General features: G+C 66.7%; 7 protein-coding genes and 1 riboswitch. Of the genes, 3 read left to right on the top strand and 4 right to left on the bottom strand.

Annotated elements, in window-relative coordinates; genetic code table 11:
• Window positions 1-27 precede the first annotated feature (27 nt).
• Window positions 28-142, bottom strand: a riboswitch (guanidine-I (ykkC/yxkD leader).
• A 97-nt stretch (window positions 143-239) separates the two neighbouring features.
• Together EV650_RS11330 and EV650_RS11325 are read right to left on the bottom strand one after the other, a co-directional pair.
• Window positions 240-1,178 (bottom strand): NAD-dependent epimerase/dehydratase family protein, encoded by a 939-nt coding sequence (locus tag EV650_RS11330; RefSeq protein WP_134118035.1) that lies wholly within the window; start codon window positions 1,176-1,178, stop codon window positions 240-242.
• Window positions 1,179-1,249: 71 nt separating this feature from the next.
• Window positions 1,250-2,650, bottom strand: a complete 1,401-nt coding sequence (locus EV650_RS11325) for a serine hydrolase domain-containing protein (RefSeq protein WP_238174147.1) — start codon at window positions 2,648-2,650, stop codon at window positions 1,250-1,252.
• Between the two features lie 67 nt (window positions 2,651-2,717).
• Here EV650_RS11325 and EV650_RS11320 point away from each other — a divergent pair, with 67 nt between their 5' ends.
• Complete coding sequence (locus tag EV650_RS11320; protein ID WP_238174146.1) at window positions 2,718-3,584, top strand: diacylglycerol/lipid kinase family protein; 867 nt, start codon at window positions 2,718-2,720, stop codon at window positions 3,582-3,584.
• An 18-nt stretch (window positions 3,585-3,602) separates the two neighbouring features.
• Here EV650_RS11320 and sigJ read toward each other — a convergent pair whose 3' ends face one another.
• Window positions 3,603-4,460: an RNA polymerase sigma factor SigJ gene (gene sigJ, locus EV650_RS11315; RefSeq protein ID WP_134118029.1), complete on the bottom strand. Its 858-nt coding sequence runs from the start codon at window positions 4,458-4,460 to the stop codon at window positions 3,603-3,605.
• A gap of 87 nt (window positions 4,461-4,547) precedes the next feature.
• On the opposite strand from sigJ, the gene EV650_RS11310 reads away from it, so the two are divergent.
• Both EV650_RS11310 and EV650_RS11305 read left to right on the top strand, forming a co-directional pair.
• The gene (locus tag EV650_RS11310; RefSeq protein WP_134118027.1) at window positions 4,548-4,919 is read left to right on the top strand and encodes a DoxX family protein; all 372 of its coding nucleotides are present in this window, start codon (window positions 4,548-4,550) and stop codon (window positions 4,917-4,919) included.
• A 12-nt stretch (window positions 4,920-4,931) separates the two neighbouring features.
• On the top strand, window positions 4,932-5,906 hold the full coding sequence (locus EV650_RS11305; RefSeq protein ID WP_134118025.1) for a serine hydrolase domain-containing protein: 975 nt from the start codon (window positions 4,932-4,934) through the stop codon (window positions 5,904-5,906).
• Here EV650_RS11305 and pulA read toward each other — a convergent pair whose 3' ends face one another.
• Entirely contained in the window at window positions 5,907-11,558 is a 5,652-nt protein-coding gene (gene pulA, locus EV650_RS11300) for a pullulanase-type alpha-1,6-glucosidase (protein ID WP_134118022.1), read from the bottom strand.
• Between the last annotated feature and the right edge of the window lie 38 nt (window positions 11,559-11,596).

Genomic DNA, 11,596 nt, shown 5'->3' with positions numbered 1-11,596 from the left:
ACACAGCGCAGCCCGGGGCCATTCAAGGCCTCCCGGGCTTTTGTCCCGCCGTGGAACGGTGCCCTGCTGCGAGCACCGCCTCCCCTCTCGGACCAGTCCTACTGTCAGCTTGACCAGCAGCGGAACCCTAGGGGCGCCCCGCCGTCCCGGCGGGTCCTGACCAGTTCAGGGCCCGCCGGTTTCAGCAGTCGTCCTCACTTGTAACGCGGAAGTAAAGAAAATCTCTCACTGTTTCCGGCTCACAGCCCGTCGCGGAAACCTTCACGCCAGGACGCGTACCCGGGCTGCCAGCCGAACGTCTTCTTCGCCAACGTGTTGTCCGCACCGCGGATCTCGGTGAACGCCGCGACCCCGACGTCGCCGACCGCGAGCCGGCCCACCCACGAGGGGACGTGCCGCGGCGCCTTCGCCCCAAGGATGCGAGCGAACTCCGGCAGCCAGACCGCCGCCTGCGCCGGGTCGTCGTCCGCGACCTGGAACACCCCGGTCACCTCACTCTCGACCGCCTTCACCGTCGCCGAAGCCGCGTCGTCGTAGTGGATGAACGACCAGACCCCGGCGCCGTCGCCGATGATCGGCAGCCGGCGCTTCTGGATCAGCTCCACCATCGAGCCGCCCTTGCCGATGTCACCGGTCGGCCCGTAGAAGCTCCCGTACCGGAGCGCGACGCCCTCGATCCCGTCGGCGTTCAGGACCGCCGACTCGAGGTGCTTGATCCCGGCCATCGTCTGCTGCTGCGCGGGCACCGGGTTCGGGTCGAGCGGGTCCGCCTCGGTCTTGGTCGCGGATCCGCCGTGCTGCAAGTTCCAGCCGGCGTACGACTGGACGACGAGCCGTCGTACGCCGGCAGCCTGGGAAGCGGCGAGCAGGTTGTCGGTGCCTTCGATCCGCAGCCGGTTCGTCATCGCGAAGCTGTCGTCGAAGTGCTTGAAGTCGATCCCGCCCTTGAGCGCCGTCATCTGATGTACGACGACCTCCGGCCGGACCGACTCCACCGCGGCGCGTACGGCGGCCGCGTCGAGGCCGTCCGCGAGTACGGCGTCCGCACCGAACGCCCGTACGCCGGCCGCGCCGGACTCGGACCGGGTCATCCCGGTCACCTCGTGCCCGGCCGCGATCAGCTGCGGTACCAGCGACCGGCCCAAACCGCCGGTCGCGCCTGCCACCAAGACCTTCATCTCATCCTCCGTCGTCGATGATTACGACTCGGAGGACACGCGCCGCCCCCAGCTCTGTGACATGACCCCGGTCACACCTCCGAGGTCAGCGTGAACTCGGTCGGCCCGAACGAGACGTTGAGCTTCCCGTCGACGGTCATCGTGTCGCCGTCGACCCGGCAGGTGAGTGTCGCCACGAACGGGGACTCGACCCACCGGAAGGTCGCGACGAACGCATCGCCGTCGCCGTACGCACTCGTCACGACGCGCTCGCCGATCTCGGGGCTCGCATCTTCGACCGTGCCTTGAGCCGTCTGCTCGCGCCACTCGCCCGGCCCGCAGACCAGGTCATGCGGACTCCCGTCGCTGAAGTCACGGAAGCCGAAGGTGCCAGTGCCGTCCGGATCCAGCCGCACCGCAGCCAGTCCAACCGGGTTGGCGGCGTCGAACTGGTAGCTCTTCCCGTCCCCACCCGTCGGCGCCGGACCGCTCGGCGCGACCAGCTCCAGCTTCTCGGGACGAGCAGTCGGCGTGACCTCCTTGCCCTCGAGGGCCGGCAGCAGGTGATCCCAGACCGTGTTCAGGATCGCCTGCATGTCACCGGTCGAACTGGTGATGATCAGCGTTGCGTCGTACTCCGGGAATCCGATGACGAACTGCCCGAACGCGCCGTCGCCGCGGTAGGTGTTGTGCCTGCCGCGCCAGAACTGGAAGCCGTACCCCTGCTTCCAGTCCGGGTTCTCCTGGTTGTCGTTGGCAACCTGCTTCGAGGTGGCCGCCTCGTACCACTCGGCCGGGACGAGCTGCTTGCCCTGCCATTCACCGTGCTGGAGCAGGAGCTGCCCGAAGCAGGCCAGCGACTCGGTGTTGATGCTCAGGCCCCAGCCACCGGTCACGATGCCCTCCTTCGACACCTGCCAGGTCGCCTCGGTCGCACCGAGCGGCTCGAACAGCCGCGGCCGCAGGTAGTCGAGCAGGTTCTCCCCGGTGAGCCGCTGCACGATCGCCGACAGCATGTACGTCGCGCCGCTGTTGTAGACGAACAGCGTGCCCGGCTCGTGCGCCACCTCGAGACCGAGGAAGATCTTCACCATCCGGCGGTCCCGGCTGAGCGCCTCCACGGTGTCCTGCGAGTGCCCGGTCGTCATCGTCAGCAGGTGCCGGACCTTCATCGCGGCCAGGTTGTCGCTGATCGTCTCAGGCAACTCGTCCGCGTCGAAGAACTTGATCACCTGGTCGTCCAGCGTGAGCAGCCCCGCGTCGATCGCCAGCCCGACGCCGGTCGAGGTGAAACTCTTCGACACCGAGAACAGCAGATGCCGATCCTCCAGCCGGTACGGCGCCCAGGCCTCCTCGAGCACCACCTGCCCGTGCCGCACCAGCATGACGGTCTGAATCTCCGGCTGCCCGGCGTCCAACGCGCTCACGAACGCGTCGAGCGCTACGGTCGACAGCCCCTGGGCTTCTGGCGTACTCCGTGGAAGTCTGCTCATTCTCAGCACGCTATCTCTCCGAACGGACAAAAATCAGGTGAGTTCTGCCAGGCGGGCAGCCGTGATCGTGAATCCTGTCAAGGTCGACGCCGACCCGTTCCGCCGTACCGTCGAGACCGCGCTGACGGAGCGGGGGTACGAGTCTCCGCTGTGGCTGGAGACGACCGAGGACGACGCCGGGGCCGGGATGGCCCGGCAGGCGATCGACGAGAAGGTCGATCTGGTGCTGGTCGCGGGTGGCGACGGGACGGTCCGCGTGGTGTGCGCCGAGCTGGCCGGGACCGCGATCCCGGCGGCGGTGCTGCCCGGCGGGACCGGCAACCTGCTGGCCCGCAACCTGGGCATCTCCCTCGAGCTCGACGACGCGCTGTACGAGCTTCTCGACGGCTCGGAGCAGCGGATCGACAGCGTGCGGATCAAGGGTGACAACCTGCCCGACGACCGGTTCGTGGTGATGGCCGGCTTCGGTCTGGACGCCGCGATCATCGAGGACGCACCCGACGACCTGAAGAAACGGGTCGGCTGGGCCGCGTACGTCGTCTCGACGCTGAAGAACCTGAACCACCCGTTCGTCCGCGTCGAGATCACCGTCGACGACCAGCCGCCGGTACGCCGGCGTGCGCGCACCGTGGTGATCGGCAACGTCGGCACGCTCCAGGCGAACATCCCGCTGTTCCCGGACGCGACACCCGACGACGGCCGGATCGACCTCGTCGTCCTCGCGCCGCGCCGGATCAGCCACTGGCCCCGGCTCGCGCTCGGCCTGGTGATCAAGTCGTGGCGCGAGCGCGATGTCGAACGCTTCATCGGCACGCGCATCCAGGTCCGCGCCGACCGCGTCGTACGCCGCCAGCTGGACGGCGACGGGATCGCCGAAGGTACGTCGCTCGTCGCGGAGGTGGATGCGTCAGCGCTCGTCGTCCGCGTGCCCTGACGGCTGGACGTGGTGCGCTCAGGGCTGGGCGCGGTGCCCTGACGGCTGGACGTGCGTCAGCTTGTCGGGGTTGACGACGCCGTGGATCGCGCTGATCCGGCCCTCGACGACCACGAACGACCAGATCGCGACCGTGCGGTTCGACGGGTCGTGGATGCGGAGCGCCGGCTGGTTGCCGACGTGCACCGGTTCGGCGCTGAGTTCGGGGAAGTTGCCGAAGGCGCTGACCACCATCCGCCCGACCGGTAGCGCGCCGTGGAGTGGGTGGGGGAGTCCGATCGCCTTGCCGCCTCCGTCCCCGGTGAATGTGACGTCGGGCGCGAGCAGTTCGACCAGGCCGTCGAGCTCGCCTTCCTGGGCGGCAGCCGTGAAGCGGCGTACCAGCTCGTCGCGTTCGTGCGGTGAGGCGTCGAAACGCGGTCGATTGTCGGCAATCCGACGACGGGCGCGGACGGCGAGCTGGCGGCAGTTGGCCGGCGTCTTGCCGAGGATGTCCGCGAGGTCGTCGTACGAGTAACCGAAGACGTCGCCGAGCAGGAAGACCGCTCGCTGGTCGGGGGAGAGGCGCTCGAGCACGACCAGGAACGCGGTGGACAGCGAGTCCGAGAGCGCGGCACGGTCGGCCAGATCGACGTACTCGTCGACGGCCGGCTCCGGCAGCCACGGCCCGAAGTACTCCTCCCGCTGCCGCCGCGCCGACCGCAGCTGATCGATCGCGAGTCGGGTGGTGACGGTGGTCAGGAACGCCTTGGCCGACGTGACCTCAGGCTCGCGGTGCAGGCGCAGGTACGCCTCCTGTACGACGTCCTCCGCGTCACCGAACGTGCCCAGCATCCGGTAGGCGATCGACAGCAGCAGCGGTCTGAGTTCCTCCATCACACCTTCACAGACGATCGACCAGTCTTCCCCGTGACAGTGTTGTCGATTGTCACAGGAATTGATTGTCGATCGTCTGCAATCGACATGAACACGATCACCTGGATCTTCACCGGCGTACTCGCCGTCGTCTTCACGATCTCCGGCGTCCTGAAGTCCACGATGTCGCGCGCCCGCCTGATCGCCACCGGTCAGACCGGCATCGCACCGTTCCCGATGCCGCTGGTCCGCCTCGTGGCTGTCTGCGAACTCCTCGCCGTAGCAGGCCTCTTCGCTCCGTGGCTCACCGACACAGCCCGAGTCCTCACCCCACTGGCAGCGACCGGCCTGGTCATCGTCATGATCGGCGCCGCCACCTCCCACTCCTCCCTCCGAGAACCCCGCTCCACCGCCGCCAACACCATCTTCCTAGCGCTGGCCGCCTTCGTAGCAGCAGCCCGATTCGCCTCCCTCACCTGAGACAGTGGGCCTATGCAGGCATACCTCGACTCGTTGGTAGATGACGGCGCGGCCGGAGTGCTGCTGCACTACCGCTCCGGCGACCAGACCTGGATCGGCTCCAGCGGCCGCTCCCAGCTGGACCCGGACCGTCCGGTGGATCCGGACGGATGGTTCCGCGTCGGCAGCGTCACGAAGACATTCACAGCCGTCGTCGTGCTGCAACTGGTGGCTGAAGGCAAGCTACGACTGGACGATCCGGTCGGCGAGTGGGTGCCCGGCGTACCGGATGCGATCAGCCTGCGGCAGCTGCTGAACCACACGAGCGGCCTGTACAACTACACCGACGACCTGGCCGCCGACCGGCATCTTCTTGACCGCTACCTGCACCGAGACCCAGCGGAGGCGTTGCGCACCGGTCTGACGAAGCCGAGGCTGTTCGACCCAGGCGCATCGTGGTCGTACTCGAACACCAACTACATCGTGCTGGGCCTGCTGATCGAAGCGGTGACCGGAAACGCGTACGGCGATGAGGTACGGACGCGCGTCCTGCAGCAACTCGGGCTCGAGCGGACACTCTTGCCGGGCGATGACGTGGACCTGCCTGAGCCGCACGCGCGTGGGTATCTGGAGATCGCTGGCGAGTGGGTCGACCTCGCGAGGTTCAATGCGTCGCAGGCGTGGGCGGCGGGGGAGATCGTCTCGACGGCCGCCGACCTCAACCGCTTCTACGCCGCGGTGCTCGGTGGAGAGCTACTCGGGGAGCCCGAGCAGGAAGCGATGCTGACCGTGGTGCCGGTCGACGACTCGTTCGGGTACGCGCTGGGAATCGAACGCCGCCGCCTGCCGGACGGCCAGGTTGTGTGGGGGCACACCGGCGGGATCTTCGGCTTCCAGACCCTCAGCTATCACGCGGCCGATCTGTCCCGGCAGCTGACGTTGTCGTACACCGGCACCACTCTGGCGGTCCCGGAGACCGGCCAGGTGCTGGCCGGTCTCCTGACCTGACTACCGCTGGAGAAGTACGGCGACAGTGCGCCCGGGGACTGTGGCTGTGCCGGTGGTGGCGGTCCAGGTGGTCTGCTTAACCACGGCGTCGGATCCGTTCGCTTGGACGGGGGAGAGGGACAGGTTGGCGCCGGTTAGCGCCGGAACCTGTTGAGTTACAGGGGATCCTGTCGAGTTGAAGACGACCAGGGCGCCCTTCAAGGCCGGATCGACGTTCGATCCCACGGTGTCGTCGATGCGCATGGTGATGACGCCTGGAGTGGTGCCGCTGACCGGGAAGCTGAGCTTCTGGTTGATGAGGTCGGCGGTGCCCAGGCGGAACAGCGGAGTGGAGAAGCGCAGCTTGAGTAGGTCGGCTGCGGCGGTGGAGGCGGTCGCCACGTCGGCTGCCGTCGGCTTGAGGGCCGGGTTGGCGAGGAGTGGCTTCATGTACGGCCACTTGGCCTCGTTGTCGGCCTTCGGTGGGAGGCCGTGGCCGAAGCCGTTGTCGGCGCCGGTCCAGTCGAGGGTGTTGAACCAGTCGCCTGAGTCGAACGAGTTGCGGTCCAGCGACTTGCTGCGTAGCAGATCCGCACCCGCGTGCCAGAACGACGGCGTCTGCGCCAGTGCGGTCGTTGCCAGTGACAACGTGTTCATCCGGATCCGGTCCGGCATCGGCAGGTCGGTCGGCAGCTTGTACGTCAACGTGTCCCACAACGTTTCGTTGTCATGGGCATCGACGTAGCTGATCACCTCGTCCGGCTGATCGGCGTACCCCGCCGGTGAGCCGTTGTAGTCGATCTGATCACCACGTACGTCGGCACCCGATGACACCGACTTGAACGTGAACGACCGCAGGTTGCCGGCCAGCCCGAGCTGCACCAGGTCGGTGTCGTGCGCGAGCCGCTTCGCCCGCTCGTCCGGCGTACCGTTGATCGGGTCGCCGTTCGGGTCGCTCGCCTCGCCGGAGCCGAAGCCCTGGATCCGCGGATCGTCGTCGAACGGGCCGCCGCCGCGGACCGCGTCGCGCATCCGGTCGGAGAACGTGCCGATCCCGGTCCCGCCGAGATTCCCCTGGCGGGCTTGGACGAACAGCGCGTCGTTGGCGACCTCGCCGAAGTTCCAGCCCTCGCCGTACAGATAGATCGACTTGCCGTCCACGCCGTCCTTGGCCAGCGTCAGCTTGTTGAGCGCGGCCCGGATGTTCAGCATGTTCGCCTTGCTGCTGTGGCCCATCAGGTCGTAGCGGAAGCCGTCCACGTGGTAGTTCTTCGCCCAGCTGACCGTGCCGTCGACCATGATCTTCTCGGCCATCGCGTGCTCGGTGGCGATGTTGCTGCAGCAGGTCGAGTTCTCGACCACCCCGGTCGCGTCGAGCCGCTGGTAGTACCCGGGCACGATCTGATCCAGCACCGACGTCGGCGCCTGACCGGCCGCCGGTGTGTGGTTGTAGACCTGATCGAGTACGACGCGCAGCCCGGACTGATGTATTCCGCCGACCATCGTGCGGAACTCCGCCACGCGCGCCAGACCGTCCTTCTGAGTTGCGTAGGACCCCTCCGGCGCGAGCCAGTGATAAGGGTCGTAACCCCAGTTGAACCCGTCCTTCGCGGCCACCGCCGTCACGCATGCCTGCTGCTGATCCGAGTCCGGCGGCAACGCCTTCAGGTCGCACGCCGGCGTCTGCTGCCCGGTCTCCGGGATCGACGCAATGTCGAATGTCGGCAATAGGTGCACGGTGTTGAGCCCGGCAGCCTTGAGCGCACGCAGATGCTTGGTCCCGTCACCGTTGTCCGCAAAGGCCAGATAGGTACCGCGGTGCGCGGCCGGAACCGTGCTGTCGTTGATCGAGAAGTCCCGGACGTGCAGCTCATAGATGGTCGAGTCGACACCGCGCGCGAGCTTCGGCGACGGCGTGCTCGACCACAGCGCCGGCTTCCCGGCCGGATCGTTCAGATCGGCGGCAACGGAGTACGTCGAATCCGTGGTCAACGCAACGGAGTACGGATCGGTGACGACGTTCGTCTCCACCTTCTTGGTGCTCGGCGCGTACACCTTCACTTCATAGCGGTACGGTGCGTTCTTCCACGACCGTGGTCCGCTGACGGACCAGGACCCGTCGTCGTTGGGCTTCATTGGCACCCGCTGCGATCCGACCAGCAACGAGACGTTCTGCGCGGTCGGAGCCCACAGGGTGAACGTCGGTGCGCCGCCGTTCCAAGTCACGCCGTACGACCGTTTGGTCGCGCTCGCATAGACGTCGTCGAGCACACCCGGGATCTGCACACCTGTTGCGTCGAGCAACCGTCCGTCATCGTCGTACTGCGCCAGCCCGAGCTGACCCTTCAGGATCTTGCGCACGTCCGCGTTGTCGAGCCGAAGCGTCGTGTAGCCAGGTTTCACCTCGCGAGAGTCGTATCGCAGGTTTGTTGACAATCCGCCGATGTCGGTCGCATCGACCTTCAGCGAGCCGGTGTCCGACCAGTGCAGCCGCCAGCGATACCGCTCCGGGTGGTCGACCGCCGGTACGGCGAGAGTGTTGCGGTTGAGCCAGTACGCCTTCGCCTGACTCAGGTCCGGCTGCGCACCCGGCTTGGACGTGGTCACCGTGAACTGGTGGGTCGCGAGCACGTACGAGAACGTGACGACCAGCCCGTTACTCGGCACTGTGACCGGCACGTTGTCGGCCGGGTAGCTCTCGTCCCAGGACAGGTTGTGCGCGACCTTCGCCTCATAGTTGCCCGCTCCCAACTCACTGGTCGACCAGGTGTACGTCCCGTCACCATCCTCGTCGGTCAGCCACGGCCGCATGCAGGTCGGATCCCAGTCGGCCGGACAACCCAGCTCGGACTGGAACGACCCGGGCACGGTGATGATCGGTCCCTGTGCGCTGGACGTGACGTAGTGCCGACCGTGCTCGTAGTAGAAGGTCACAGGTGTACTGGGCGCGGTGTAGGAGATGTTCGCGCCGTTCAGCACGCCGCCGGCACCGTAGTTCTCGTCCCAGGTCTTGTTGATCGCCGCCTTGTACGCGTGCTCACCAGCCGGGATCGTGTACGTGCCCTTCCACACCTTGTCCTTCGGGTCCAGCGTCAGCTGCGCCTGGTCGCAGTCCGGCGACCAGTCCGCCAGACAGCCCATCTCACTGTTGTGATCGCCCGGCACAGACACATTGGCCGGCTGTACGACCGGACCGGTCCCGCCTCCACCACCACCGGCTGCAGGAGCGTCGCCGACCACGCCGTACGACCCAGACACCGAGTAGTTGCCCGAGGCATCACGTAGTACAGCGCGGTACTCGAGCAGCGTCCCCTTCGGCAGCCCGGACACGTCCTGGAACACCCGGTACGGCGCGTTGTCGTCGGAACCGAGCCGCTGCCACGCCGTCGTACCCACAGGTCGGTAGCCGAAGGTCACGGTCGCCGGAGTGTTCTCCGGTACTGCAGCGGCGATCTCCGCACGCCCACCGACCGTGGCGCCGAGCTCCGGCGAGCTCATGTAGACAGCAGGCGCCTTAGCGCGGGACGGAACCTTGGACTGGGCCTGGTAGACCGTCACGGACAGCGGGGCCTGGCTGAGGAGCACCCTGCCCTCACGGTCGGTCTTGACCGACTTGGAGCCACCGTAGACCGGCTTGAGCCAGGTGTTCGGCCCGTACGTCGGAATGGTCGCGGAGGCCGCGGTCTTCGAGTTGTTGGCGACTACTAGGTACTCGACGTTGTCGCTACCCAGTCGGCTGAACGCGTACAGGCCGTTGCTGTTGGACGAGTACCGCTCCACCTGCCGTCCGTCGGACAGCGCCGGGTACTTAGCCCGCAGCTTCGCCAGCTCCGCGATGTGCTTGTACATCGGCGAGTTGACGTCGTACCGGTCCTTGCTGCCGATCGTCGTCGTACCAGTGCCGTCGACGACCTGGTCGTCCGCGTAGTCGGCGGTCTTGGTCGCGAACATGTCCTGCCGCGCGTCCTTGTCACCGCCCGGACCGGTGAAGCCCTGCTCGTCGCCGTAGTAGATGACCGGCTGGCCGCGGGTCAGGTACATCAGTGAGTGCGCGAGCTTGTCCCGCGCGAGCAGGTCCTGACCGGTCGCACCACTCTGACTCAGGAACATGCCGACGCGGCCCATGTCGTGGTTGCCCAGGAACGTGGGTAACTCGTACGCGTTGGAGTCCGTGTCGGTGTAGTAGTCGTCGTCGGCGTAGAGGTCCTGCAGCTTGGTACTCGGATCGCCCTTCGCGTAGGCGACCGCGTTCTGCTGGAACCCGAAGTCGAGGGTCGCCTGCAGGTCGCCCTTGGTGGTGTACGTCGACATGAACTGCGGGTTCGCGTCGAACACCTCACCGAACATGAAGAAGTTCTTCGACCCGGCGCTCTTGGCCGCGGCCAAGATCTGCGGGGAGAACTTCTGCCAGAACTCGATGTTCACATGCTTGACGGTGTCGATCCGGAAACCGTCGATGCCGAACTCGGCCCAGGTCTTGTAGACGTCGATCATCCCGTCGCGGACCTTCGGCTGCTCGGTGAACAGGTCGTCCAGCCCGACGAAGTCGCCGTACTCCGCGCTCTCACCGGCGAACGTCGAGTCGCCGCGGTTGTGGTACAGCGTCGGGTCGTTCAGCCAGGCCGGCACCTTGACGGTCTCGTCGGCCGGCGTCCGGAACACCGGGACGTTCGGGAACGACGTGTTCTTGTCCAGCGTCGGGAACGTGTCACCACCCGCATAGGTCTTGTCGTCGAAGACGTTGCCCTGGGCATCCTTGTACGGCGTCGTCGACTTCGGGATGTACCCGTAGTTGTGGGACTGGAAGTCGATCACGTCCGCGGTGTGGTTGGTGATGATGTCGAAGAAGACCTTCATCCCCTTCTTGTGCGCGAGCTGGATCAGTTCCTTCATGTCCGCGTTCGTGCCCACGTGCGGGTCGACCTGAGTGAAGTCGGTGATCCAGTAGCCGTGGTACCCGGCGCTCACGTCGGCGCCGGAGCCCTGCACCGGACGGTTCTTGAACGACGGAGTCAGCCAGATGGACGTCGTACCCAGGGACTTGATGTAGTCGAGCTTCTGCATCACGCCGGCCAGGTCGCCGCCGTGGTAGAAGCCCTTGTCGGTCGGGTCGAGTCCGGTTTGCAACCGGTCGCCGGTGAGCCCGCCCGCGTCGTTGGACTTGTCGCCGTTGGCGAACCGGTCCGCCATCAGGAAGTAGAACCGTTCCTTGGTGAGGTTCGGTCGCAGGCTCGGCGTCGCGAGGGTCTTGTCCGCGGCCGTCACGGTCGAGCCGGCCAGGTTCACCGGCTTCACCGTCACAACGTGACTAGTGTCGTCGTAACTAAACTGGAGCTTGGCCGGGCCCTGGATCTGCAACGGGATGTTCGCGCCGTTCAGCACTCCGCCGGCGCCGTAGTTCTCGTCCCAGCTCTTGTTGACCGTGATCTTGTACTCATACGCGCCGGCCGGCACGTCGAACACCTTCGTGTACGGCGCACCCACTCCGAGACTGCTCGCATCACACCCCGGGTCCCAGTCGGCCGCACACCCGAGCTCACTCTGCAACGACCCGGTCACCGTGATGACCCGATCGACCGCCACCTGCGCCGGCGCCGGTGACGCCGTACCCAGCCCCAGCACCACCACCGCAGCCGCGGTGAAACCTGCCGTCCAACGCCTGAACCCGCGCATCCCGGTCCCCTCCCGCCGATCCACCTGCCGGGGACGCT

The sequence above is a fragment of the Kribbella kalugense genome (assembly GCF_004365875.1).
Classification (GTDB): Bacteria; Actinomycetota; Actinomycetes; order Propionibacteriales; family Kribbellaceae; genus Kribbella; species Kribbella kalugense.
The sequence above is the reverse complement of the archived record's forward strand: the minus strand, read 5'-3'. Positions and strand labels throughout refer to the sequence as shown.

Excerpts from the sequence above, each read along its gene's own strand:
- EV650_RS11305 (WP_134118025.1), top strand. The coding sequence starts at position 4,932 with ATGCAGGCATACCTCGACTCGTTGGTAGATGACGGCGCGGCCGGAGTG.
- pulA (WP_134118022.1), bottom strand. The coding sequence starts at position 11,558 with ATGCGCGGGTTCAGGCGTTGGACGGCAGGTTTCACCGCGGCTGCGGTG.
- EV650_RS11330 (WP_134118035.1), bottom strand. The coding sequence starts at position 1,178 with ATGAAGGTCTTGGTGGCAGGCGCGACCGGCGGTTTGGGCCGGTCGCTG.
- sigJ (WP_134118029.1), bottom strand. The coding sequence starts at position 4,460 with ATGGAGGAACTCAGACCGCTGCTGCTGTCGATCGCCTACCGGATGCTG.
- EV650_RS11325 (WP_238174147.1), bottom strand. The coding sequence starts at position 2,650 with ATGAGCAGACTTCCACGGAGTACGCCAGAAGCCCAGGGGCTGTCGACC.
- EV650_RS11310 (WP_134118027.1), top strand. The coding sequence starts at position 4,548 with ATGAACACGATCACCTGGATCTTCACCGGCGTACTCGCCGTCGTCTTC.